Annotated in this window: 18 protein-coding genes and 1 pseudogene; 11 read left to right on the top strand and 8 right to left on the bottom strand. The window is 54.9% G+C overall.

What is annotated here, in order from left to right; genetic code table 11:
- Positions 1-29: 29 nt before the first annotated feature.
- Positions 30-1,364 (bottom strand): type III glutamate--ammonia ligase, encoded by a 1,335-nt coding sequence (gene glnT / locus AC1DKH_RS00940; RefSeq protein WP_223616289.1) that lies wholly within the window; start codon positions 1,362-1,364, stop codon positions 30-32.
- A gap of 235 nt (positions 1,365-1,599) precedes the next feature.
- On the opposite strand from glnT, the gene AC1DKH_RS00935 reads away from it, so the two are divergent.
- From AC1DKH_RS00935 to AC1DKH_RS00895, 9 genes are all read left to right on the top strand, one after another.
- Positions 1,600-2,205, top strand: a complete 606-nt coding sequence (locus AC1DKH_RS00935; RefSeq protein ID WP_223616290.1) for a helix-turn-helix domain-containing protein — start codon at positions 1,600-1,602, stop codon at positions 2,203-2,205.
- A gap of 308 nt (positions 2,206-2,513) precedes the next feature.
- Positions 2,514-3,380, top strand: coding sequence for a formyltetrahydrofolate deformylase (gene purU / locus AC1DKH_RS00930; RefSeq protein ID WP_223616291.1), 867 nt, complete (start codon positions 2,514-2,516; stop codon positions 3,378-3,380).
- Positions 3,377-4,282 (top strand): bifunctional methylenetetrahydrofolate dehydrogenase/methenyltetrahydrofolate cyclohydrolase FolD, encoded by a 906-nt coding sequence (folD, locus tag AC1DKH_RS00925; RefSeq protein WP_223616292.1) that lies wholly within the window; start codon positions 3,377-3,379, stop codon positions 4,280-4,282. The genes purU and folD overlap by 4 nt, the downstream gene beginning before the upstream one ends.
- Entirely contained in the window at positions 4,264-5,505 is a 1,242-nt protein-coding gene (locus AC1DKH_RS00920) for an FAD-dependent oxidoreductase (RefSeq protein ID WP_223616293.1), read from the top strand. Before folD ends, AC1DKH_RS00920 begins: the two co-directional genes overlap by 19 nt.
- Positions 5,506-5,518: 13 nt before the next feature.
- Positions 5,519-5,824, top strand: coding sequence for a sarcosine oxidase subunit delta (locus tag AC1DKH_RS00915; RefSeq protein WP_477797125.1), 306 nt, complete (start codon positions 5,519-5,521; stop codon positions 5,822-5,824).
- Positions 5,821-8,718 carry a 2Fe-2S iron-sulfur cluster-binding protein gene (locus tag AC1DKH_RS00910; RefSeq protein WP_223616295.1) on the top strand — a complete coding sequence of 966 codons (2,898 nt, stop codon included), beginning with the start codon at positions 5,821-5,823 and terminating at the stop codon, positions 8,716-8,718. Before AC1DKH_RS00915 ends, AC1DKH_RS00910 begins: the two co-directional genes overlap by 4 nt.
- A 1-nt stretch (position 8,719) precedes the next feature.
- Positions 8,720-9,310 carry a sarcosine oxidase subunit gamma gene (locus AC1DKH_RS00905; protein ID WP_223616296.1) on the top strand — a complete coding sequence of 197 codons (591 nt, stop codon included), beginning with the start codon at positions 8,720-8,722 and terminating at the stop codon, positions 9,308-9,310.
- A 106-nt stretch (positions 9,311-9,416) separates the two neighbouring features.
- Positions 9,417-10,196, top strand: a complete 780-nt coding sequence (locus AC1DKH_RS00900) for an IclR family transcriptional regulator (protein WP_223616297.1) — start codon at positions 9,417-9,419, stop codon at positions 10,194-10,196.
- A 455-nt stretch (positions 10,197-10,651) separates the two neighbouring features.
- Positions 10,652-12,040, top strand: coding sequence for an aldehyde dehydrogenase family protein (locus AC1DKH_RS00895; RefSeq protein ID WP_223616298.1), 1,389 nt, complete (start codon positions 10,652-10,654; stop codon positions 12,038-12,040).
- 166 nt (positions 12,041-12,206) lie between these two features.
- Here the strand turns inward: AC1DKH_RS00895 and AC1DKH_RS00890 are convergent, their stop codons facing one another.
- The gene (locus AC1DKH_RS00890) at positions 12,207-12,320 is read right to left on the bottom strand and encodes a hypothetical protein (protein WP_411740510.1); all 114 of its coding nucleotides are present in this window, start codon (positions 12,318-12,320) and stop codon (positions 12,207-12,209) included.
- Positions 12,321-12,466: 146 nt separating this feature from the next.
- Between AC1DKH_RS00890 and AC1DKH_RS00885 the strand changes: the two genes are divergently transcribed.
- Together AC1DKH_RS00885 and AC1DKH_RS00880 are read left to right on the top strand one after the other, a co-directional pair.
- On the top strand, positions 12,467-15,913 hold the full coding sequence (locus AC1DKH_RS00885) for an adenylate/guanylate cyclase domain-containing protein (RefSeq protein WP_223616299.1): 3,447 nt from the start codon (positions 12,467-12,469) through the stop codon (positions 15,911-15,913).
- Between the two features lie 117 nt (positions 15,914-16,030).
- Positions 16,031-17,080 (top strand): patatin-like phospholipase family protein, encoded by a 1,050-nt coding sequence (locus tag AC1DKH_RS00880; RefSeq protein ID WP_414877389.1) that lies wholly within the window; start codon positions 16,031-16,033, stop codon positions 17,078-17,080.
- 174 nt (positions 17,081-17,254) lie between these two features.
- Here AC1DKH_RS00880 and AC1DKH_RS00875 read toward each other — a convergent pair.
- The 6 genes and pseudogenes from AC1DKH_RS00875 to AC1DKH_RS00850 form a co-directional block, all read right to left on the bottom strand.
- Positions 17,255-17,503 (bottom strand): annotated as a pseudogene (locus tag AC1DKH_RS00875) (histone-like nucleoid-structuring protein, MvaT/MvaU family); the annotation flags it as partial.
- Between the two features lie 113 nt (positions 17,504-17,616).
- On the bottom strand, positions 17,617-18,381 hold the full coding sequence (locus AC1DKH_RS00870) for a hydroxypyruvate isomerase family protein (RefSeq protein WP_223616301.1): 765 nt from the start codon (positions 18,379-18,381) through the stop codon (positions 17,617-17,619).
- Positions 18,382-18,461: 80 nt separating this feature from the next.
- On the bottom strand, positions 18,462-20,864 hold the full coding sequence (locus AC1DKH_RS00865) for an efflux RND transporter permease subunit (protein ID WP_223616302.1): 2,403 nt from the start codon (positions 20,862-20,864) through the stop codon (positions 18,462-18,464).
- Entirely contained in the window at positions 20,861-21,934 is a 1,074-nt protein-coding gene (locus AC1DKH_RS00860) for a WD40/YVTN/BNR-like repeat-containing protein (RefSeq protein ID WP_263294428.1), read from the bottom strand. The genes AC1DKH_RS00865 and AC1DKH_RS00860 overlap by 4 nt, the downstream gene beginning before the upstream one ends.
- Before the next feature lie 136 nt (positions 21,935-22,070).
- Positions 22,071-23,423: a DUF1329 domain-containing protein gene (locus tag AC1DKH_RS00855; RefSeq protein WP_223616304.1), complete on the bottom strand. Its 1,353-nt coding sequence runs from the start codon at positions 23,421-23,423 to the stop codon at positions 22,071-22,073.
- Positions 23,424-23,447: 24 nt separating this feature from the next.
- Complete coding sequence (locus tag AC1DKH_RS00850) at positions 23,448-25,100, bottom strand: DUF1302 domain-containing protein (protein ID WP_477797124.1); 1,653 nt, start codon at positions 25,098-25,100, stop codon at positions 23,448-23,450.
- Positions 25,101-25,134: the final 34 nt, after the last annotated feature.

Raw genomic sequence — 25,134 nt, 5'->3', positions numbered from 1 at the left:
CATCAGAAACAACGGGTTAAACGGGAGGGTTAGAAAAATTCGGTGTAGCGATTAACTTCCCAGTCCGAGACGTGGCGGCTGTACTCCACCCACTCCATGCGCTTGAGCTTGATAAACTCGCCGACAATTTCCTTGCCCATCACTTCGGCAAATAGGGGATCGGCTTCAAGCGCATCGCAGGCTTCCTTAAGTGACTGCGGCAAAGTTTTAATGCCTTTCGCCGCAATGGCTTCCAGTCCCAAGCTGTAAAGGTTTTCGTTGCAGATCTGATCGGGCATCAGCTGCCGTTCGATACCATCCAGGCCCGCAGCGATGATCGCGGCACTGACCAGGTACGGGTTACAGCCAGCGTCCGGAAGGCGAAATTCGAGACGGCCGTAAGGCACACGAACCATGGCTGAGCGGTTGTTTGCACCGAAGGCGATGAAAGCCGGCGCCCAAGTGGCGCCGGACAGCGAATTGCCGACTACCAGACGCTTATACGAGTTGACGGTTGGTGCAGCAAAGGCACAAAGCGCTGGGCCATGGGCGAGCAAACCTGCCGCAAAGTGATAAGCCAACTTCGACAAGCCCATACAGTTCTTGTCAGAGGCATCGAAGAACAGGTTTTTGCTCTCGGCGCTGGCAATAGAGAGATGGAAATGCATGCCGTTGCCTGCACGCTTTGGATCAGGTTTCGGCATGAACGAGCAGATCATGCCTAGATCATTAGCAATCTCACCGGCGGCCATGCGAAAGAAAGTGAAACGATCAGCCGACTCCATCGCATCGCTGTACGTGTAATTGATCTCGAACTGGCCGTTGGCATCTTCGTGGTCGATTTGATAAATGTCGAAACCCACGGGCTGCAATGCTTCAGTGAGTTTTTCAAGAAACACTCTGGAACGCGACAGACCTTTGTAGTCATAGCAAGGCTTGTCCAGGTTGTCGCTGGCGTCGACCAATTGCAGCTTGCCACTGGCATCCCGGCGCATCAGGTTGAACTCGGGCTCCAGACCAGTGTTAAGCGTCCAGCCTTTAGCTTTGAGCCGCTCTACTTGCAGCTGCAGGACGTAGCGACTGTCGTAAGGCCATGGTTCGCCATTGACGTGGCCAATGCAGACAATGCGACCGTAGCCTGGTTGCCATGGCACCGGAGTCAGCGTTGACAGATCGCCCTTGGCCATGAAGTCTGGGCCATGCGGCTCCATACCCATGCCACTGATGGCAAACCCGGCAAAGCCAGCACCAGCTTCTGCAACCATCGGCAGGCCTGAGATAGGTACCGACTTCGTTTTGGCGGAACCATGGATATCCACAAACTGCGCAAGCACATACTTGATACCGTGCTTTTCAATCAGACGCTGGGTCTCTGCTGGTAACATTTTGTCTCTGCTCCATATTCCGATGGGGAAACTTACTTTCCCAATAGGAATGCAAGCTGCTTGCCAAAGTCGGGAATCAAGATCATTTCTCCTTTGTTGGGAGATTTTCTTCTGTTTATATGGGAATATTCATTTCCCTATAGGAATATTGGCTCGGGCACCTTACACCGAGCTCTGCATTTCGCACATTCCCAGTGCGAAATATTTTTTATTGAGCGGAAACAGTGCACGAGTAATGAATATGCCAACCGAAACACAGCCAAAATTGAAGCTTGAGCAGTATTTGGGCATTGAGATCAAACGGCAGCGGCAGGCTCAGGATCTGAAACTCTCAGACGTCGCACGGATCGCAGGTATCAGCCAGGGCATGTTGAGCAAGATCGAAAACGCCCAGGTATCGACTAGCCTCGATAATCTGAGTCGCCTGTGCGATGTGCTGGGGATGCCGATGTCCAAGCTATTCAGCCAATACGACCAGCCAGGTAGCAGTGCCCTGCTGGTCAAGCGTGATGAAGGGCTGGAGGTGGTGCGCCGGGGAACAGAGAAAGGCCACACCTATCATCTGCTCAACCACACACGCGGGCCGAAGAAAAGCTTCGAGGCGTACATGGTCACCATGGACGACGCCAGCGAAGAATTCCCCACCTTCTCTCATCCAGGCACCGAGTTCCTGCACCTGCTGGAAGGCGAACTCGTGTATCGCCATGGCAATAAGCTGTATCACATGGAGGCGGGTGACAGCCTGACCTTCGACGGTGACATCCCTCACGGCCCGGAAGAATTGGTGAGAGTTCCGATCAAGCTGTTGTCGATCATGAACTATGGCGCGCAATCGGATTAACCCAAACTCCTAGATAGACCAACGGCAACGAACCACTTACAGCGTTGGCCTTCGGCACTTCACATCACGGCGTTTCCCACCTGCATCGCAGGTGAGGACGCCCGTATCCCCCGACGCCTCGACAAAAAATATTTCCTGTCAGTTAAAAAAGTTTCCAGATAGATCTGGACTCGACGAACGCTTTCACCTATAAATCCCCTGCAAGAATAACTATTTCCTAATGGGAATTTTTATTCACATGAGAAAAAGATTTTTACCCCTGAATTTCGCCCTTTAGTCAGCTGCCGCCATTTATCTGAGGAAACGTGATGCAACACGAAAAGAACCATTTCATTCTCAAGATCAGTTGTCCGGCGACCTCCGGTATCGTTGCGGCGGTAACCTCATACCTGGCAGGCAACGCTTGCTATATCGGTGAAATGGCGCAGTTCGACGACGAGTTCAGCGGCAAGTTCTTCATGCGTGCCGTGTTCCGTTTCAACGATGGCCATCAGGGCGATATCCAGCAGATCAAGGACGGCTTCATCGACGTTGCCCAGGCATTCGACATGAACTGGGAGCTGCACGACACCCGCGTACCCATGCGCGTACTACTGATGGTCAGCAAGTTCGACCACTGTCTGACTGACCTCCTGTACCGCTATCACAAGGGCGAGATGGACATGACGCTCACCGCCATTGTCTCCAACCACCTTGACCTGCGCCCAATGGCCGAGCGTGAAGGCATTCGCTTCATCTACCTGCCGGTGACCAAGGACACCAAGGCTCAACAGGAAGCCGCGCTGATGAAAGTGGTCGACGAAACCGGCACGGAGTTGGTTGTTCTCGCCCGCTATATGCAGATTCTGTCCGATGACCTGTGCAAACAGATTTCAGGTAGGGCCATCAACATTCACCACTCGTTCCTCCCTGGTTTCAAGGGCGCCAAGCCTTATCACCAGGCTTATGAACGTGGCGTGAAATTGATCGGCGCCACTGCCCACTATGTCACCAGCGATTTGGACGAAGGCCCAATCATCGAACAGGAAGTACAGCGTGTTGATCACGCGCATCTGCCAGAGGATCTGGTCGCTATTGGGCGCGACACCGAAACCGTGGCGCTATCTAAAGCGGTGAAATACCACCTGGAACACCGGGTATTCCTTAACAAGGACAGAACGGTGATTTTCCGATGAACACTTCCAAACTCATCGATGGCAAAGCGGCCGCCAATCGCGTCTTGACGCTGGTCAAAGCCGATGTGCAACGCCTTAAAGCCGACGGCATCGAACCTGCGTTGGCGGTGATTCTGGTGGGCCAGGATCCGGCCAGCCAGGTCTACGTTCGCAACAAAATTCTGCGCGCCGAAGAAGCCGGTATCCGCTCACTTGAATACCGCCTGAGTGCCGACACGACACAGGCACAGTTGCTCAAGCTGATCACCGAACTGAACAATGACGACAGCGTCAACGGCATCCTTCTGCAGTTGCCGCTACCGTCGCACATCGAAGAAACCCGAGCATTACAAGCCATCGCTCCGGGCAAGGATGTGGACGGTTTTCACAGCGAAAACGTCGGCGGCCTGAGCCAGGGTCGCAACGTTTTAACGCCTTGCACCCCAAGTGGCTGCATGCAGTTACTGGAAGATGTCTGCGGTGACCTCAGCGGTAAACATGCGGTAGTCATCGGCCGCTCGAACATCGTTGGTAAGCCCATGGCCGCTCTGCTGCTCAAGGCGCATTGCTCGGTAACAGTGGTGCATTCGCGCAGTGTTGACGCCAAAAACCTGTGCCGTCAGGCCGATATTGTCGTCGCCGCCGTTGGCCGTCCAAGAATGATCGATGCCAGCTGGCTCAAACCCGGCGCGGTGGTGATCGATGTCGGTATTAACCGCATTAACGAGGATGGCCAGAGCCGCCTGGTCGGTGATGTCGACTTTGACAGTGCCCTGCCCCTGGTCTCTGCCATCACTCCAGTGCCCGGCGGTGTCGGCCCGATGACCATCGCCTTTCTGATGAAAAACACGGTGACTGCTGCTGAACAGCAAGCCCATGCACAACGCAGCTCCTCGGAGGCCCCATGCCTTTCAATCTCCTGAAATACGGACTCAGCTCGGAGTATCCCGTCGAGGTGGATCTGCCTGCGCCGAAAGAGCTCAAGTCCTCCTATGACGTGGTGATCATCGGCGGTGGCGGTCATGGCCTCGCCACCGCCTACTACCTATCGAAGTACCACGGCATCACAAACATTGCGGTGCTGGAAAAGGGCTATCTGGGCGGCGGCAACACCGCGCGCAATACCGCCGTGATCCGCTCCAACTACCTGACCAGCGAAGGTGTGCGTTTCTACGCCGAGTCGGTGCGGATGTTCGAAAGCCTGTCCAACGAATTCGACTTCAACATCATGTACTCCCATCGCGGCCAACTGACCCTGGCGCACACCGATGCCACAGTCCGCTCGTTCCGTCAGCGCGCCGAGGTCAACAAACACTTCGGTGGTCGCACCGAGATGATCGATCGCCAGCAAATTCGTGAACTGGTACCGACCCTTAATCTCGATCCGGGTCACTTACCCGTGATCGCTGGTCTCTGGCACATCGACGGCGCTACTGCGCGACACGACGCCGTAGCCTGGGGATACGCCAAACAGGCGGCCAAGCGTGGTGTCGAGATTCATCAGCTCACCGAAGTGCAGGAACTGGTCATTGAGAACGGAACCATCACTGCGGTGAAAACCAATCGCGGCACCATCAAGTGCGGCTGTGCGGTGCAGGCTGTGGCGGGCATGAGTTCACAGCTGATGAAGAAGGCAGGAATTCGCTCACCTATTCAGACCTTCCCGCTGCAAGCCATGGTCACCCAGCCCTTTAAGCCCTTCCTCGACCCACTCGTGAGCTCTTCTGCCCTGCATTGCTACGTGCAACAGACCAGTCGTGGCGAAGTAGTGTTCGGCGGCGGCTCCGACCCCTACCCGCTGTTCAATACCCGCTCGACGCTGGATTTGAAAGAAAGCCTGCTGGCTCACGCTATCGAGATGTTCCCGTTTCTGGCCAACGCCAAACTGATGCGTCAATGGGCTGGGATCACAGACATGACCCCAGACTACAGTCCGATCATGGGCCTATCGCCAGTGAAGAATTACTACCTCGACGCGGGTTGGGGGACTTGGGGCTTCAAGGCCACACCGATCTGCGGCAAGACCATGGCCGAACTGGTGGCCAGCGGCGGCAAGGTGCCGGAGCTGATCAAACCGTTTGGTCTGGAGCGCTTTTCCACCTTCCAGCAAGTCAACGAAATGGGCGCGACAGCGGCCAGTCACTGACGGAGAGCGACGAATGAAAGTCATGACTTGCCCGCTCAACGGGCCGCGCAACATCAGTGAATTCACCTATGGCGGCGAGTTCAAGCAGATGCCTGATCCTCAGACCTGCACCGACACTGAGTGGGCCGACTACGTTTTCAATAGCGAAGACTCCCTAGGCGTCGTGCGTGAATGGTGGATGCACAATCCTTCCAGCTACTGTTTCCTGGCAGAGCGCCACACTGGCAGTGACGAAATACTTCGCACCCTTGATCCAAAGGAAGTGTTCAACGTCCGCGTCGACTTCCATGCCGCCACCGCCAAGGAGAGCGTCAAATGAGCCGTCTACCCGCACCCATGGGCCTGCTAATCGACCGTAATCAGCCGCTTAATTTCAGTTTCGACGGCAAGCCATATCAGGGTTTCGAGGGCGACAGTATCGCCAGCGCGCTGCTCGCCAATGGTCGGTTTCTACTGTCCCGCTCGTTCAAATACCACCGTCCTCGCGGCCCGCTGACCATGGCTGGACAAGACGCTAACACGCTGGTGCAGTTGCCGAGTGAGCCCAATGTACTCGCCGACACCTATTCGTTGGAAAGCGGCATAGAAGTTACCGGGCAAAATTTCAACGGCTCGCTGGATAATGACAAGGACGCTTACCTCGGTAAGTTTTCCAAATTCATGCCAGTGGGTTTTTACTACCGCTCATTCTATAAGCCTAAAGGCATGTGGAAGGTGTGGGAGCCGATCATCCGCAAGAAAGCCGGTTTGGGCGTACTTGACCTGAAATTCCAGCCCGAGTACTACGACAAAGCCTATCTATTTGCTGACCTGGCAGTGATTGGCGCAGGCCCGGCAGGTTTGCAGGCCGCACTGACCGCCGCCAATTCCGGGGCCAAGGTGCTACTGATCGAGCAACAGCAGGTGCTCGGTGGTTCACTGACCTATGCCCGCTTCGATCTGGAAGGAAGCCGCGCCGAAACCCTGCGCCATGAGCTGGTTAACGCCGTTGAGGGCCACGCCAATATTCATGTACTAAAAGAAGCCACCTGCAACGCCTGGTTCACAGACAACTACCTGCCCGTGATTCAGGGCAAACGCATGTACAAAGTCCGTGCGACCCAGTGCCTGATCGCCAGCGGCTCGTTCGATCAACCGGTAATCTTCCGTAACAACGACCTACCTGGTGTGATGCTGACCAGCGCCGCACAGCGCTTGATGAAGCTCTATGCAGTCAAACCGGGTAACCGAGCGGTGGTGCTGACCGGCAATGATGATGGATACCTTGCAGCGCTGGATTTGCATGAGCAGGGAGTTGAGGTTTCTGCATTGGTAGACATGCGCACCAACCCGGCCGATCGCGCGCTGCTGTTGGCTCTGGAGAAACGCGGAATCACCTGTCACCTCGGCAGCACCGTGTTCGAAGCCTTGCACGAAAAAGGCATGCGCCATGTCAGCGGCGCTGATATCCGCAAGATCACCGGCCAGGGCCAAGTGGCCAACAGCGGGTTCATTCTGGACTGCGACCTGCTGTGCATGTCCGGCGGCTACATGCCGGTCTATCAGTTGTTGTGTCAGGCAGGCGGCAAGCTGGCGTATGACGATCAACTGGCCGAATTCACCCTCAGCGGCCTGCCGAAAAACCTTGGCGTCACGGGCTCGGCGAACGGTTTTCACGCGCTGGACAACGTACTGGCGGACGCCACGCACCGCGCGGCCGAGATCGTCGTTGCACTGAACCTGCAACTGACTGCCAAGCCACTGCCGCTGCGCGCCGAAGCGCAGGTCAACTTCCCGTGGCCGATCTTCCCGCACCCCAAAGGCAAGGATTTCGTCGATTTCGATGAAGACCTGCAAGTGCGCGACATCATCAGCGCAACCAAAATTGGCTATCGAGACATTCAGCTGGTTAAACGTTATTCCACGGTGGGCATGGGGCCATCTCAAGGTCGTCACTCTGCATTACCGACCGCACGACTGGTAGCGTCTTCGACTCAACGTAGCGTCAGCGAAACCGGCGTCACCACCGCCCGACCACCGTTCGAAGCGGAAAAACTCGCTCATGTTGCCGGCCGCGCTTTCGATCCGTACCGGCAGACTCCGATGCACAGACGACACTTGGATGCCGGGGCCAAAATGATGCCTGCGGGAATCTGGCAACGTCCGGCGTATTACGGCAAGGCGAACGAACGCGACAAATGTATGCAGGCCGAAGCGCTGCACGTACGCAACAAGGTCGGCATCATCGACGTTTCGACCCTCGGAGGTCTGGATGTACGCGGCCCGGACGCCGCCGAACTGCTCAACCGTATGTACACCTTCACCTTTCTCAAGCAGCCAGTGGGCCGTTCGCGTTATGCCCTAATGACCAATGAACACGGTGTAGTGATTGACGACGGCGTTTGCGCACGCTTCGCCGAAAACCATTTTTACGTCACCGCCACCACAAGCGGCGTGGATCGCATCTATCAACAGATGCTCAAGTGGAATGCGCAGTGGCGGCTGAATGTCGACATCGCCAACGTCACGGCCGCCATCTCGGCGGTCAACGTAGCAGGGCCGGATTCACGCAAAGTGTTGGAGAAAGTCTGTACCGATCTGGATTTATCGGCGGAAGGATTCCCGTATCTGGGCGTGCACCAAGGTACGGTGGCTGGGATCAAGGCACGTCTAATGCGAGTAGGTTTTGTCGGTGAACTGGGCTATGAAATTCACGTCCCTGCCCGGCACGCGTTGAAGCTCTGGGACGCTTTGATGGAAGCTGGCAAGTCGTTCGACATACGCCCTTTCGGCGTCGAAACCCAGCGTCTACTGCGTCTTGAAAAGGGGCACGTGATCATTAGCCAGGACACCGATGGGATGACCCATCCGGCCGAGATCGACATGGGTTGGGCGGTCAGCCGGAACAAACCGTTCTTCGTGGGTCGTCGCTCGGTGGACATTCTCGAAGCCCAACCGCAGAAGCGCAAACTGGTCGGTTTTACACTGCCTAAGTCCAGTCCCCTGCCGCTGGAAGGTCATCTGGTGCTCAACGGCCCGGACATCAGTGGCAACGTAAGCTCCTGCGAGTATTCGCAATCCCTCGGCCAGATCATTGGCCTGGCTTACGCCGGCTTTAATCAAAGCTCCCCAGGACAGCAGATTCCGATCCGCGTCGAGAACGGCGTAATTGTGCATGCCACCGTGGTGAAACTGCCTTTCTTCGACCCTGAAAACAAGCGCCAGGAGCTCTGACATGTCCAGCCTCAATGCAGAAAATCATATCGGGCTGAGCCCATTGCAACAATGCGCCGTGGTCGACTTGACCGAAGTGCCCAGAGTCGGCTTTCGTGGCACGGACAGCGCAGCGTATTTGCTGGCACGAGGCTTCACTCTGCCGGACTCGCCAAATCGTGCAGTGACTCAGGCGGACGGAAGCCACGTCGCGCGGCTCTCGCAAACCGAATACCTAGTCTTGGGAAGTTTACTAGATCGCGGTGAGCGCATTGCCGACGAAGAAGCACGTTGGGAAATGGATCACAATGCCAACTACTTGCTACCTCGCGAGGACAGTCATGGCTGGCTGGTACTGAGCGGAGTCCACATCGCCGAGGTCATGGCCAAGCTTTGCGGTGTCGACCTCCGGCCGCAGGCGTTTGCGCCTGGCGCCGTGGCACAGACGTCAGCAGCGCGTATCAACGTGATTGTGATCAATCTGGGTTCGGTAGCTACACCAGTTTTTCAGATCCTCTTTGATCGCGCTTCTCTGGACTATTTCAAGGGAGCATTGATGGATGCCATGAGAGAGTTCGATGGAATGGTAGTAGGCATCGAAGCGTTGGTCTGAAACTCACCGTAGGCGAAAGCATAAATTGTTGAGCAGGAAAACCTGCTCAACAATTCGTCTTTCATCCGTCGAATTACTCTCGCTCTTATCTCAATCGGAGACCACGATGACCATTCTCGACACACCAGATAAGGAGGCTGACTACAGTGTGCCAGCTCTGGCTCGGGGGCTAAGTGTGTTAGGACTATTCAATGCAACGACGCGCAGTCTGAACATCCACGAAATATCTGAAAGACTGGGCGTCAGTACTTCGGCGGTATACCGGATATTATTCACGCTCATCAACACCGGCTACCTAAATAAGATAAACACACAATACGAACTAGGCGCACGAGTCATCAGTGACGGATTTAGCTACTTGGCTAACCGAGATATTGTCGAAGTGGCTATGCCGCACCTCAATCTGTTGCGAGACCGCACTTCTCTGTCTTGTCATCTGACTATTCGTGAGCAGACCGACAGTCTCTACGTTTATCGAGCGTTTGCTGCTCAACGCCTCTCTGTCAACATACCCATCGGGACGCGAATCGCTTGCCACTGCACAGCCATGGGAAGAATGTTACTAACTGCGCTGGATGATATTGAGTTAGCGGCGCTCTATCAACACATTAGGCTAGACGACTATCCCTCACCGGCGCCTCGAACTCTCCCTGAACTTCAGACCTTGATCTCAAATGACCGTCAGCGAGGCTGGGTGCTGCATCGATCAGATTACTCAACCGCAATTGCTACATCAATCAAAGACCATAAGGGGGTAGTAACCGCAGCGATCAACCTCTCAGGCCCCGATGCGGTGATGGATCCCCCTGGCGCTCAGGATCAATTCAAGAACTTGTTATTGACATGCAGTGCAGACATCAGCCGCGAACTGGGATATGTATCATAATTGACGATCAAAAATTTGCGTTGAATGGGCGAAACAAACGCGGTTGTTTTATTATCACGGAAAGTAATGAATGGTTGCCCACTTAGCTGTATTGGCGACATTCCACTTGCAGGTTGCGATGGCAGCAACAAGCTAGAGATTTAGACATCCATGCATTCCAAGCTGCTTCATGTCTTCTCGGACGAACAATGGAGGCTCAAGTGCAGCGGATGGCAGTGTCTCAACCAGTTCAGGTCAGACTGAATCAGACTACGCAAAACATTACAACCAAACTCATAACTTCGTACAAATCATTCGTCTACATTCATACAAATGTCTGATTGCATTCAACACGACAAATATCGATGCTGAAATTTATTAACTGTCAGAATCCCCTTCTCCAGTTCTGATACTTGCTCTTTAAGACCAGGGGATTTTGAATACATCTTCAAATCCAACCACTAGAGAGCACTACGATGAGTTTTGATAGTATGGGAGCAGCAGTTTCGCTCTGCCCGACCAGTGGCGAAGAAATTGGTCGTTATTCTTATCAAACGCCTGGCCAATTGGACGCAGCGTTGACACGCGTACAAAAAGGCTTTGATAAATGGAGTGTCGTTGACATCAACGTCCGAGTGACAGTTTTGTTGAATTTGGCAACAGAGTTACGAAAGCAAGCGAACTCTATGGCCATAATGGCCGCAAACGAAATGGGAAAACCTATCGCGCAAGGACGCGCAGAGATCGAAAAATGTGCAGCGCTCTGCGAATGGTATGCGGAGGAAGGCCCTAAAATGTTGGCGCCTGAGCCAACTCTGGTTGAAGACGGCAAAGCTTTCGTGATGTACCGGCCGTTAGGGGCTGTTCTCGCGGTGATGCCTTGGAATTTTCCTTTCTGGCAGATCATGAGGGGCGCTGTCCCAATCATATTGTCAGGAAACCCTTATGTACTTAAACACGCTCCAAATGTGATGGGATGTGCTTATTTGCTTCAAGACGCTTGGCAACAAGCAGGTGCGCCAATGGGCGTCTTCGAAGTCATCAACGTTCCTCCCGCTGGCGTATCTAAAGCCATCGAAGACCCTCGAATCGCAACAGTTGCTGTTACAGGCAGTGTAAGAGCCGGATCAGCAATTGCCTCTCAAGCAGGTGCTGCATTGAAAAAATGCGTACTGGAGTTAGGGGGATCTGATCCATTCATCGTGCTTGCCGATGCGGATATTGAGGAGGCGGTTAAAGCAGCGGTCGTTGGGCGCTTTCAGAACACAGGGCAAGTTTGCATTGCAGCAAAGCGTATTATTTTAGAAAAAAGCGTGGCGAAAAAATTTGAAAAGAAATTCGTCGCAGCAGTGTCGGCACTGAAGGTGGGAGCCCCCCTAGACGAGGCAACCTACATTGGCCCCATGGCCCGCTTCGATCTACGCCAGGAGCTACATGAACAAGTTCAGGCCACGTTAAAACAAGGGGCGAGACTGCTTCTGGGTGGTAACAAGAGTGCGCTGCCAGGAAATTACTACGAGCCGACTATACTTTCTGGCGTAACTTCTGAAATGACATCTTTTAAGGAGGAACTCTTTGGCCCAGTAGCGTCGCTGATTGTGGCGGATGATACTGAACACGCTCTGGAATTGGCTAACAACAGCGAGTTCGGCTTGTCAGGAAGTCTTTGGACAGCGGACACAGAAAATGCAAAGCACCTAGCATCCAGAATGGTCACTGGTGCTGTGTTCATCAACGGCTATTCAGCGTCGGATCCACGCGTTCCAATTGGAGGGGTCAAAAAAAGCGGATTTGGACGAGAGTTATCGCACTTTGGCATCCATGAGTTTTGTAATGCACAAACTGTTTGGCTAGATCGCCGATAAGCAATGCAGTCCGTCCTGACAAAATGTCCCTGTTTTTGACGTGAAGGTCGCGTCGCCCTAATCCTCGTCGGCTCACAAACCACTCTCTAGTCTTGAAGGAAAGCACCGGTAACTTGAATCAACAAAAATGGCCCTCGATGGGCCCTTTCTTGTACTCAAACCTAAATCACTTGGTCAGCCAGGACTCAACCGTGTCAGAGCCGCATTCGGCCTTCCACTCTTTCAGCGTCCAGTGATCACAGGTCTTTCTCCATAAGCGAATTTTACTTCTCGATACCACGATACAAACTATCTTTGATACAGAGGGTTAAAAGGCTGCCCAAACGTACCGGCCCAATGACTTCAGCTTGTCCTTTGCCGGTTTGGTGTCACGCTTCCCGTCTTTTGACTGGTCTTCTTGAACGACTGCAAAAGGGAAGAGATCGTATGCGCTGCGCAAACTGCGGATTCGAGAGTCCCTCCGAGGCCAGCTTCTGTGAAGCGTGCGGCGTCAAGTTGTCCCGCTGCTGTCCGCGCTGCGGCCACGAGGCGAGCCTTTCCGCCAAATTTTGCAGTGAATGCGGCGCGCCGCTGACCGATGCGCCTGCTGCACCATCACCGCGCGCCGAGCCTGTTTCAGAGCCCTCTCCAGATCCCATTCATTACACGCCCCACCACCTTGCCGAGCGCATCCGCGCCGAACAGGCGGCTATGGAAGCCCGTGGTGAGACCGCCGGTGAGCGTAAAACCATCACGGCACTTTTTGCCGACATGGCCGGTTCCACGGCGTTGATCCATGACCTCGATCCGGAAGAGGCCCACCGCCTGATCGAGCCCGTCGTCGCGCTGATGATGGAAGCCGTCCACCACTACGAAGGCTACGTGGCCAAGACACTGGGTGATGGCATACTCGCGCTGTTCGGCGCCCCCATCGCCCATGAGGATCATCCGCAGCGGGCGTTGTATGCGGCACTGCGCATGCAGCAGGCGATACATCGACATGGCGACCGCATTCGCCTGGAGAAAGGCATTCCGCTGCAAATCCGCGTCGGCATCCATACCGGAGAGGCGGTCGTGCGTTCGATCCGCACGGACAATCTGCACACCGATTACGATCCGGTCGGGAACACGATCCACATTGCATCCCGGATGGAAGGAATCGCCGCACCCTCGTCGATCCTGGTGAGCGAGCCCACCTACAAGCTGGCGGAGGGTTATTTCGAATTCAAGGCTCTGGGGGCCGCCCAAGTCAAAGGCATTCCCGATCCCCTCGTTGTGTACGAGGTGCAGGGGCTCGGCGCGTTGCGCACGCGTCTGCAACTGTCGGCACATCGTGGGCTAGCCCGGTTTGTCGGCCGCCAGGTCGAGCTCGACCATCTGCATCAGGCACTCGAACAGTCCAAAGCGGGCCACAGTAAGGTCGTCGCGGTGGTAGGCGAGGCCGGTGTCGGGAAGTCACGGCTGTTTCATGAGTTCAAGGAGCGCTCGCGGCGTGGCTGTCTGGTGCTGGAGACGTTCTCGGTGTCGCACGGCAAGGCCTTTGCCTATTTCCCGCTCATCGAGCTGCTGAACAACTATTTTCAGATTACCGCCCAGGACGACGAGCGCCGGTGCCGGGAAAAGGTTATGGGCAAGACCCTGACACTCGAGCGAAGCTTCGAGGATCTCGTGCCCTACCTGCTCTATCTGCTGGGTATCGGCGAACGCAGTTCAGTGCTCGCGGAAATGGATCCTCAGATCCGGCGCGATCGCACCTTCGACGCCATCACTCAACTGCTGGCGCGCGAGAGCCGCAATCAACCGATCGAGCTGCTGTTCGAGGATTTACAATGGCTGGACTGCGAGACCGAAGCATTCCTCGCATACTTCATCGATCGCTTGACGAGCACCCCGATCCTGCTCCTCGTGAACTACCGGCCCGAGTATCAGCCTGTGTGGACGCGCGCGGATCATTGCAGCCAACTGCGGCTCGAACCGCTGGGCCCAGCCGAAGCACAGGCACTGCTCACAACCCTGCTTGGGGACGATCCCTCCCTCGCCCCCCTCAAACAGCTCATCCTGGATAAGACGGAGGGCAACCCGTTCTTCATGGAGGAAGTGGTACAAACGCTGGTCGAGGAGAAATTGCTGCTGGGTAAACCCGGTCAATATCGGATCGAACAAACTCCGGCTGCACTGCATATCCCCACCACCGTGCAGGGTGTACTCGCCGCCCGTATCGACCGGCTCCCCGTGGCGGAGAAGGAATTGCTGCAGACCCTCGCTGTCATCGGCAAGGAGTTTCCGTTCAGTCTGATCCAGTGCATCTGTAATGGGCAGGATGCTCGGACGGACGACAAGTTGTGTAATCTGCTCGCCCGACTGGAGGCCGCGGAGTTCATTTACCAGCGGCCCGCATTTCCGGAGGTGGAATATTCGTTCAAACATGCGCTGACCCAGGAGATTGCAGGCCACTCGCTACTCACGGAGCGGCGCAGCGCGCTGCACGAACGCACGGCGCAGGCCATCGAGACACTGTTCCCCACCCGCATTGCCGATTACTGCAGCGAACTGGCGCACCACTATAGGCTGAGCGGCAATGTCCCGAAGGCTGTGGAATACCTGCACCGTACCGGGCAACAGGCCCTCCAGCATTCCGCCCAACTCGATGCCATGCGTCATCTTGAAGCGGCGCTTGAATTGCTCAAGCATTTGCCCGACACGCCCGCGCGTGCTCATCAGGAACTGACGCTACTACTCGCCCTGGGGCCGGCCTTGATGGCCGTGCGAGGCTATAGTGCACCCGAGGTAGCGACCACTTACACCCGCGCACTGGCGCTGTGCGCGCAAGTAGGCGACGACTCGCTTTTCCCTGCGCTGCTGGGGCTGTGGACTTACTACGAGTTGCGGGCGGAATACGCAACTGCATGCGAACTGGGTGAACGCTTGCTCAGTATTGCTCAAACTGCGCAGGATCCGGACTTGCTCGTGGAAGTCCATGCGGCACTCGGGGAGACATTGTTTTTCCAGGGTGATCTGCGCAATGCCCATGACCATCAGGAGCAGGCGCGTGCCCTCTACATCCCGGAGCGGCATCGCGCACATGCCATTACCTACGGCGTGGATCCGGGCTACGCCCTATCGTTTTCGGCCTGGAGCCTTTGGTACTTGGGTTTTCCTGATCAGGCAAGCACGCGCAGCCGGGATACCCTTGCTCTGGACAAGTTGTCCCACCCGATTAGCTTGGCCTTCACCCTCTCTGCTACATCGATGCTCGCGCAGTTTCGGCACGACGTACAACTCGCCGAAGAGTGTGCAGATGCCGCCATCAAGCTTTCTCTCGAACGAGGGTTTCCGTTTTATTTGGCATGGGGGAATATTCTTCAAGGTTGGGCTCGCGCCGAGCAGGGAAACATTGACGAAGGAATCGCTCAGATAACCCAAGGTATCGCCAATTACCAGGCAGCCGGAGCAGAATTTGGATGTACTTATTTTCTGGCCCTGCTGGCCGCAGCGCACGGGCGCGCCGGACAACCCCAGGCAGGATTGGACACCGTGGCCGATGCTCTGGCTATGGTGAACAGAATAGGCGAGCACTTTTACGAAGCAGAGCTGTACCGACTCAAGGGTGCTCTTACCCTGCAATGTCCGGGTGAAGACCCACAGGATTCTTCCGTGCGACAGGAAGCACAAACATGCTTTCACACGGCGATCTCGATCGCTCGACAACAAGGGGCAAAGTCCCTCGAGCTCCGCGCCACAGTCAGCCTTGCACAGCTATGGGCAACACAAGACAAGGAGGCGGCCAGACAAATGCTGGCCGACATATACAGTTTTTTCACAGAAGGCTTCGACAGCGTTGATCTGCTACAAGCCAAGGCGCTGCTCGATGCATGGGCATCAAACGGGGGATGAACGATCGATGACGCAGGGTGCTGAATGGGGCACCGGCGTGTCGGCGGCGAGCCCGTGACGAGGAGAGGCACCGCAACAAATTCTCGATTCGGCTCAGCACCGACGAGGAGATAAAGAATGACCACGAACAACGGCCAGCCTCAGGGCAGTAACGAGCGAAAGCCGGTCGCGCTGGCGTTACAGGGCGGCGGGATGCACGGTGCGTTCACCTGGGGCGTACTCGATCGATTGCTCGAGGACGGCAGGCTTGCCATTGAAGGGGTCAGCGCAACCAGTGCCGGCGCGATGAATGCAGCCGTGCTGGCCTATGGCATGCTCCAAGGTGGTGACGCCGGCGCACGCCAGGCGCTGCACGATTTCTGGTACGCCGTGGCGCAATCCGCCGAGCGTTATAACCCGTTGCGCTGGATGCCATGGCTGAAAGGGACGCACAGCTTCGGGCTGGACTATTCGCCCATGTATACGTTCGCGGACATGACGCTTCGTATCTTCTCGCCTTACCAGTTCAATCGCCGCAACTTAAGTCCATTGCGGGAGGTGCTGGAGAGTCAGATCGATTTCGCCGCCATACGAAAGCAATGCCCGTTCCACCTCTATCTGTGTGCGACCAATGTCGAGACGGGGAAGATACGCCTCTTCACCGGCGAGGACGTCTGCGCAGAAGCGGTGCTTGCTTCGGCCTGTGTGCCAACATTGTTCCAGGCGATCACGATCGACGGGCAGCACTACTGGGATGGCGGCTATATGGGCAACCCGGCTATTTTTCCGTTGATTTACCATTGCAACACGCGCGATGTGGTGATCGTCCACATCAACCCGCTCGTCCGCCCGGGTGTGCCCATTACCGCTGCCGACATTCTCAATCGCATCAGTGAAATCAGCTTCAACTCGTCGCTGATGCGTGAGCTGCGCACCATCGCTTTTGTCACCGACCTCATCCAACAAGGCAAGCTTGATCGCAACGAAATGAAGGAGGTGCTGATCCACTCGATTAAGTCCGATAAGGCGATGTGCGCGCTTAGCGTTTCCAGCAAGTACAATGCGGACTGGGACTTCCTTTGCGGACTACGCGACAACGGACGACGCGAGGCCGAGACGTGGCTCACGGAGAACTACCGGAATATTGGCGAACGGTCGAGTATCGACATCCGAAGGGAATTTCTATGAACGCCGCCATAGGGCAGAAAAGGTGACTGGCGTCGGCACGGACGCTCGCGCAATGAGTGCGGTGCACGCATGAGTGCCGCATGGTGTGACCGCCCACTACACTAACGCCAGATCCAATGTCCCTCACTCTTCTACACAAAAGGCCCCTTTGGGCCCTTTGTACTCAAACCAAACTTACTTGGTCAGCCAGGACTCGACGGTGTCGGAGCCGTACTGCGCTTTCCACTCTTTCAGCGTCTTGTGGTTGCCGCCTTTGGTTTGGACGACTTCGCCGGTGTGCGGATTTTTGTAGATATTCACCTGACATGGTTTACGTGTGCCGACATTGGATTCGGTGGCTGGAACACGACGACCAGATTGCGAATCAAGCAGGCTGATCACGTTTGGCAGGCTGTAACCGTACTCAGCAAGCAAAACGCGTAGCGTTTGGTGCTCATCGTCTTATTTCCAAATCGATGAGGAACAGCACAGTCAACCAACCTCTCTGTTGCGTATGGATGTTCACATTTGAACCAACAACCCGCTTTACTGGCTTCTTAAATCGCAAAAAAACGATCAAGCCAGCTCATACCTTCGAGTGTGCCGATAGCAGGTTGATATTCACACCCAACCCAGCCCGTATAAAAATGTGCACTTATCGAATCAAGAACTCTAGGCAGGTTCAAATTACCGACATTAGGCTCATGCCGTCCTGGGTATCCGGCAATCTGTAAATGGTCGGTTTGAGGAAGAAGGAGGTCAATGCAAGCAAGAGGATCCAGTCGCTCCATCGCAGCATGATAAAGATCCAGAATTAGGCCTAGCCCTTCAAGTCTTTGCGTCCAGTTGACGGCCCCCGCCAGTGTTCGAATAAAATACCCAGGCACTGAAATTTGATTGATGGCTTCAATTACAACCTTTACGTCATAACGGGCGGCCTCCTCGATGGCCCAGTTCATGTTGTCGATAAATTGACCACTCGATACAGCGTAATTTGACTGCTCGACCACACCGGATAACACGTGAAGCAGTGGACTTCCTCCTTCCACGGCATATTCGAGTCCTAGGTTAAAATCCTTACGGAAGTCCCCAGCCTTTCCAGACTGAGCAGCCAGCCCCTTACTACCAGGTTGCAATGGCATTGTTGCCAGTACCTGTTGAAGGCCAGTGCGACGTAACTTTTCGGCTATTTCTGCTGCCGCCATGTCTCGTGGAAAACTGAACTCAACGGCTTCAAAGCCAGCGTCCCGCGCGGCGCTAAATCGATCCTCGAAAGGCCATTCGGTGAAGAGCAAGGTGAGGTTCGCTGCATATTTGATCATTCAGTTAGTCAAGTCGTTGTGTTTGAGTTGCACCACGAAAAGCGGATCCAGCGATCCTGAATCCGCACTCGTGCTTGAAATTACGCCGTTACAGGAAAAGATTTTGGTTTGAGCAGAAAGTGCGCCAGTGCCGGAACCAGTACCAGTGCGCCCACCATGTTCCAGATGAACATGAACCCGAGCAAGATGCCCATGTCAGCTTGGAATTTGATGGGCGACAACACCCAAGTGAGCACTGCAATGCCCAACGTAATACCCGTCATCACCACGACCTTGCCGGTAGACAGCAACGCAAGGTAGTAAGCGTCAGACAGGCTACTGCCATTTCGCAAATTGGTGAGTGTCACGCTGAGGATGTACAACGCATAGTCCACACCGATACCCACCCCCAACGCGATCACGGGCAGCGTCGCGACCTTCACGCCGATGTTAAGCCCGACCATCAAGGCTTCGCACAAAATGGAGGTCAGCATCAGTGGCAGAACCGTACACACAACCGCACGCCAAGATCTGAAGGTAATTAAGCAAAGCGCGATGACGGCGGCGTACACCATGAGCAGCATCTGCACGTTCGAACGCTTCACGACGATATTGGTGGCCGCTTCGATGCCGGCATTGCCTGCCGCATTGAGGAACTGGATTTGATCCGAATTATGAGTCGCCGCGAACTGTTCGACTGTCTGAACCACACTGGTGAGCGTGTCCGCCTTGTGATCCTTCAGATAGACATACACTGTCAGCAGATCGCAATTCTGGTTGAACAGCTCTCGCGGCGCCCGGGTGATGATTGCATTCAACAGCCCCTGGTTACGGGGTATCTCGTACCAGGTCATGCTGCCTTCATTCATGCCGGCCGCCGCCTGCTTACTCAGCGCCGCTAACGACGTCGTGGAGACCACTCCCGGTAACTGCTGAAGCTGCGCTTCCAGCGCATCAACTGACACCAGTGTTTGGTAATTGGCGCAGTAGTATTGGGGCGTTTTCACCATCACTACATACTTGTCGCTACTGGCGGAAAAGTTACTGACCATGAAGCGGTTATCGCTGTTGTAACGCGATTCAGGACGCAATTCCGGTGCCCCGGGATTCAGATCGCCGATCTTCACATGAAGGCTCACCGCAAAGCCTGCCACTCCTAGAATCACGGCGACGATGATTGCACCACTCGCCCATTTACGTTCGGTGAATCGATCCAGAAATGCCCAAAATGGATGGCGGGTGTGATAAGAATCTAGCTGCGAGAACTTGTCGTTCGCCGCTTCACGCTGTGCAGCTGCTTTGCTGACCCCGGTGAACGACAACAGAATCGGTAACAGAATTAGGTTCGTGAAAATCAGCGTCAGAACACCAATCGTCGCGGCGACAGCTAGATCCTGAATGACTGGGATTTTGATGATCATCAACACGGCGAAACCTACCGCGTCCGCCACCAGCGCCATCAGCCCGGTCAAAAACAACCGGCGAAAGGTGAAGCGTGCAGCCACGAGCTTGTCGGCTCCACGCCCGATGTCCTGCATGATGCCGTTCATTTTCTGGGCGCCATGACTCAACCCGATCGCAAACACTAGGAACGGAACGAGGATCGAGTAAGGATCGAGATCAAACCCCAGGGTGGGAAGCAACCCCAGCAACCAGACCACAGCGATAATCGAGCACAGCAGCACCAACAATGTGCTGCGTACGCAACGGGTGTACCAGAACAACACAATGCCGCAAATCACCAATGTCGCGGCGAAGAACAGCTGCATTTGTCGCATGCCGTCGATCAGATCGCCTACTACCTTGGCAAAACCAGTGATGTGAATTTCGATGTTGTCAGTTTCGTACTTCGCCCGTATCTGCTCGAGCTGGCCTGAAAGCGCGCTGTAATCCAGAGGCTTGCCGTCGTCCGATGTGATGTCCTGAAGAGGCAAAAGTACGATGCTGGATTTGAAATTTGACGCCACGAGCCGACCTACTTCACCCGATCTATCGACGTTCTGCCGAACCTGATCAAGACTTTTGGCAGAACCATCGTAATCGTCAGGTATGACCGGCCCACCATCGAAACCCTCCTCCGTTACGCCGATCCAACGGGTCGCCGGAGTCCACAGGGACTTCATATATGAGCGGTCGACGCCGGGAAGTAGAAACACCTCATCGTTGATTTTCTTGACCGTCTCAAGGTAGGCAGCATCAAAAATGCTGCCCTGTTTGGCCTCGATCGCAATCCTCAAGGTGTTTCCACCTTCCCCCAACTGGCCCCTGTTTTTCAGGTAGTTCTGCACGTAAGGGTGATCTGTCGGGATCATTTTTTCGAAGGCAGCATTAAGCTTCAGGCTCAGTGCCTGGTAGCCCAGTATCAGACTGAGCAACACGCAAATGCCCAAAATGATGCTGCGATGATTGAACAGAAGCCGTTCAACCAAGGTGCCAGAGGATGGGTCGAAAGCATCCGGCTGAGGGATGGTGTGATGCTCCGCAGAACGAGTATAGCTATTCATTGATCGTGCTCCGGCGAGTCCACTGCAACTGCGGACGACAGCATGCCGCGTGCACTACTGATGATCAGGTTGCCGTTCGCGGCTTGCGCCATGCCTGTGAAATAACTGGGTTGAGCAATCTGAAGGACAGCCGCTTTGGTATCGCCATTCGCGAAGCGCAACACCCTTCCCGACTCATCGGTGAGCAGCACCGATCCATCGGCAAGACGCAACCCACTGGTCAATGTGACGGGTTGTAAGGTGTCGAGGGGCTGCCAGGTATCGCCGCGATCCTTGGACTCAAACGCTTTGCCGCGAAGCCCAAACGCCAAAATGGAACTGCTGTTTGTCGCCTGGAGCCCGAACGTCGTGCCCTCGTAAGGGGACGCCAGCGGCTCGAAGGTTTTTCCCTCGTCACTTGAGCGCAACAGAGTGCCCTGCTCGCCGGCGATGAAGAGATCCCTTCCCACCCGTTCGATGCTGTAGAGATGCAATCCATTTGGGTTATCGATACGGGAACGGATCGATTGCCAGCTGAATCCGCCATCATGGGTGACAAACGCCAGACCGTAAGCGCCCACCACCAGTCCATTTTTGGCATCAAGGAAGAGAAGATCGAGCAGCGGTTTGTCTGGGCCATCGTCCACGAGTTGCTGTGCTTGAGCTAAACGCTCTTGCGCCTTTTCAACGTCCTCGGAGCCTTCAGTGGCCAGCCTGGTTTCCTGTAATTCGATTTCGGCCGCCTGGACGCCGTCCAGTTGCTTGCTCCAGCTCAGTCCACCATCCCGAGTGTGCAAGACAACCCCGGCATGTCCGACGGCCCATCCCTCGACATCGTCGATGAACCGAACCTTGACCAGCGTCACGCTGACAGGGGAATCAACTTGTGACCAGCTAGTGCCATTGTCATCGGAAACAATGATGAACCCTCGCTCTCCGACTGCCACCAGGCGTTGCCCTGCACGCGTAACGCTGAGCATCACTGACTGCGCAGCCATTTCACTCGTGATTGCAGGCTGTACCTGCAATCCATCTGGTTGTGCAACTGCTGTGCTGGAGAAGTATGCCGGCATGATCAACATGCTCAGCATGAGTGTCCTGAGCGGATATTTATGGAAAAGTCTGGGTATTTGAATGCGCATTTGAGAGCCTCGAAGATGCGGTTCAATGGGCGCAGCGTTACTGACACTGCGTCCATGGAACAAATTGAATGAGCCGTTTCGAGGTTCAGCGCACCGACCCGGACGCTACCGCATTACCGGTAAAAAAGTTCTCTGGTTTGCGCGGGATAACGCTATAGGTTTCGCCGTTCAGGCCCTGCACGACGCTGTACGTCTTGGCTTGCAGGTTGTAAATCACCACAGGTTTCACCACTACCGCAGGAATGGAAGGCACTACAAATGGCAGCACTTGTGAGACTCGCCACAGTTTGCCCTCAGCGTCATATCCGTCTACTAGCGACACTGTCCAACTGTCCTCATCAATGAAGAATTTGCGCTTAGGTACTGCATGGCGTTTGCCCGGTGCAACCGTGGCCTCCAACTCCCAAACGCGATGGAGCTCCCAGCGCAATTTGTCTGGATTGAGGTGATTAGCCACGAAGGCGTCGTCTCGTTTTTCTGCGTTGAACTTGTTGTCGTTGTAAGGGATATACATTTCTTTTTTGCCAACGAGCTTCCAGTCATAGCGATCTGGATGGCCAATGAAGCCATGCACCTCATCAAAGTAGTTAGCGCCCGAGGCTACAAAATCGGGGGTGTCATAGCCGACAGTGGGAGCACGTCGCACACGGCGTTGTCCGACTAGATACTGCCAGGCCTCTCGCGGTTCCTGGACATTGATACTGTCGTGCGTCACAAGCGACTCACCCGCTTTAAACGGTGGCTCGTTGGTCAAAAAGCGCAGCAGCGCATACTGCCCCGACCATTTATCAGCACTTCCGTCTTTGAAGTAATACGGATATTGCCAGTTTTCGACCCCACGGCTTGCTAACGTCCGGGTTCCGTCAACATTACCAATGACGTTGGCGTACCCCATCTGAATTGATTCCGCCTCTACGCGCAGAAGGAAATTCCAGATGACCTCATTACCAGTTTTTGGAATAGGAAACGGAATGCCACCGTAACACCCTTCCACTGACAAGCCGTTGCTGGTCGTCTTGCAACGGGTCGCATTAGCGAATGTATTTTGATACACGCTATCCGGTGCTGCAGCAGTACGGTGGGTTGGGTAAATATCCAAATGGAAGGTGTCGGGATATTTGGCCAACAGCGCCTTCGTACCTTCGCTCAATTTGTCTGCGTACTGCGCAGCATTTTTGGCGGTAATTTGCAGAACGGGCTTCTCGCCTGGGAATGGATCTGCTGGCATATCTCCAAACTTAGGGCCAACGACATCTTTGGTCAGTCCGCCTGTCCACGCAGGAATGGAGCCATCGGCGTTGCCGGCTTTTTCGGCGCCCATTGGCGTCAATGTAGTCTTGAGCTTCGCGGCCTCGTCGGGGGACACCGCTGCGTATACGCTGTTGGCACACATCGAGATAGACAGGGTGGAAAGCAGTAGCAGTTTAATTTTTGTCATTATCAGGGCCCGCCTCTTCTTTGCTTAAAAGGTTCGCTGGATCGAAAACGCCACGAAATCTCTGTCTTTCATGTTTTGCTGGTAGGTGAACGAGTTGGAGGAGTTGATGACAGGCCCCGCCTCACCGAAGAAATTGGTGTAGCTCAGGGACGCGTACCATTGCTTCTTRTAATCAGCCTTGAGACCTAGTGTCAGATCCCCACCATGCTCTGGGCCAAATGCCTGAGGTGTGACAGATGAGCGCCCGGATGGGTTGTAACCAATGGTGATTGGGGCTTGAACGTCGATGCCTGGGAAGACCTGAAAGTACTGAGGTTCAAAGGTGAACCGCAGTGCGAAGGCATCACGCGTTGTGTTGGGATCCAGCTGATCGGCATTTTTGGTCACGCTCAACCGACGGTTGAATGCAAGCTCGCCGACGAATGAAGCACCATCCCAAAGTGCCGATCCGCCATAGACATTGACCATCGACACTTGGGCATGCCACGAGCGACCAATGGGGTAAGCCGGATTGGAATTGTTGTCGGAATCCAGGCCGGTGATGATGGTGCCACCGACACCCGCCAATGGCGTATCGACCCTGATAGACGTTTCACCGGCAATGTTCGCTTCGCCGACCAAAGTACTGAAACTTGCGCCAAAGACCTTGATGTCCTCGGGATAAACGTTGACGAAGGTGTCATCTGCTCCAGGTACCAGTGGCGCTGGCCGGAAGTAAAAAACCGGCGTTTTTTCGTGGTATTTGGCCGCGTATAGACCGAACTCCCAGTCCTCGATAGCAAACTTCAGCTGAGCGCCAAACTGACCTGAGTCCTTGGCATCAATGTCCTTGCCGTGACGTAACGAACCAGTAGGGAAAAAAACGCGCTCTCCCCCATCGCCGACAAAGTCCGCGCCGCTGAAGTAGCTTCCCGCTGCAGGAAGACGGGTTTTGTTCCACTCGAATTGGTAGTAGGCACCGACGCTGACTGTATCGCTCAACTGCCAGTTGCCCGAGACCTGCTTCGTTGGCATCAGAATCTCTTTGAACTGGGAACTGGGTACTGACTGCAGCTTCACTAAGTCGACGGTGGATTGCGCATTCGCAATACCGTTGGCACCGAAGAAAAGGCTTTCACCGTAAATTTGTGTGAACTGCCCGAATCTGCCAGACAACGAAGTACTACCGATTTCCTTCGAGCCATAGACGAAGGCATCGAGGATTTCAGTGTTCGTTTCGTGGATCCGACGTGTGTCACTGGTGAACTGATCGTGATCGACGCTCACCGAGTTGGCGGTGCCGGGTGAGTCGTTATCGTTGTCATGACTGTAAACGTTGTCGTACCAGGAAGCGGCACTTAGACGCGCCCCGACATCTTTGTACTTGATGTCAAATTCGGAGAGCAGATCCAGTCGATTGGAGATGAGCCCGCGATCAAAATTTCGATCGCCATCATCCAGGTTCGGGTTGGCGTTGGACGTGCCTGGAGCTGCAGCGACCTTGCTATCGAGCTTGTTCACTCGCCATGCATTGCTGTACTTGATCGTGTTGTCCCAGGTCGCCGAAAGATCGGGATTGCCGGTGTCAATCTGGAAGGCTTGCGATTGCATTGAAAGACTTAACAGCATCGCTGCGCTGACTGCACAGGCGATGCTTGAAACCGGCAACGGGCAGAACCGCTGGTTGGCTGTTTTCATGAAGATGTTCCTGTTTTTTTGTTTTTGTAAAAGG

It is taken from the genome of Pseudomonas sp. 05L36 (genome assembly GCF_056398125.1).
This window is presented reverse-complemented; position numbering and strand designations above follow the sequence as displayed.

What these genes read in the sequence shown, in the direction of transcription:
- AC1DKH_RS00880 (WP_414877389.1), top strand. Translation starts at nt 16,031, where the DNA reads ATGACCACGAACAACGGCCAGCCTCAGGGCAGTAACGAGCGAAAGCCG.
- purU (WP_223616291.1), top strand. Translation starts at nt 2,514, where the DNA reads ATGCAACACGAAAAGAACCATTTCATTCTCAAGATCAGTTGTCCGGCG.
- AC1DKH_RS00870 (WP_223616301.1), bottom strand. Translation starts at nt 18,381, where the DNA reads ATGATCAAATATGCAGCGAACCTCACCTTGCTCTTCACCGAATGGCCT.
- AC1DKH_RS00855 (WP_223616304.1), bottom strand. Translation starts at nt 23,423, where the DNA reads ATGACAAAAATTAAACTGCTACTGCTTTCCACCCTGTCTATCTCGATG.
- AC1DKH_RS00905 (WP_223616296.1), top strand. Translation starts at nt 8,720, where the DNA reads ATGTCCAGCCTCAATGCAGAAAATCATATCGGGCTGAGCCCATTGCAA.
- AC1DKH_RS00910 (WP_223616295.1), top strand. Translation starts at nt 5,821, where the DNA reads ATGAGCCGTCTACCCGCACCCATGGGCCTGCTAATCGACCGTAATCAG.
- glnT (WP_223616289.1), bottom strand. Translation starts at nt 1,364, where the DNA reads ATGTTACCAGCAGAGACCCAGCGTCTGATTGAAAAGCACGGTATCAAG.
- folD (WP_223616292.1), top strand. Translation starts at nt 3,377, where the DNA reads ATGAACACTTCCAAACTCATCGATGGCAAAGCGGCCGCCAATCGCGTC.
- AC1DKH_RS00885 (WP_223616299.1), top strand. Translation starts at nt 12,467, where the DNA reads ATGCGCTGCGCAAACTGCGGATTCGAGAGTCCCTCCGAGGCCAGCTTC.
- AC1DKH_RS00900 (WP_223616297.1), top strand. Translation starts at nt 9,417, where the DNA reads ATGACCATTCTCGACACACCAGATAAGGAGGCTGACTACAGTGTGCCA.
- AC1DKH_RS00915 (WP_477797125.1), top strand. Translation starts at nt 5,519, where the DNA reads ATGAAAGTCATGACTTGCCCGCTCAACGGGCCGCGCAACATCAGTGAA.
- AC1DKH_RS00895 (WP_223616298.1), top strand. Translation starts at nt 10,652, where the DNA reads ATGAGTTTTGATAGTATGGGAGCAGCAGTTTCGCTCTGCCCGACCAGT.
- AC1DKH_RS00920 (WP_223616293.1), top strand. Translation starts at nt 4,264, where the DNA reads ATGCCTTTCAATCTCCTGAAATACGGACTCAGCTCGGAGTATCCCGTC.
- AC1DKH_RS00860 (WP_263294428.1), bottom strand. Translation starts at nt 21,934, where the DNA reads ATGCTGAGCATGTTGATCATGCCGGCATACTTCTCCAGCACAGCAGTT.
- AC1DKH_RS00865 (WP_223616302.1), bottom strand. Translation starts at nt 20,864, where the DNA reads ATGAATAGCTATACTCGTTCTGCGGAGCATCACACCATCCCTCAGCCG.
- AC1DKH_RS00935 (WP_223616290.1), top strand. Translation starts at nt 1,600, where the DNA reads ATGAATATGCCAACCGAAACACAGCCAAAATTGAAGCTTGAGCAGTAT.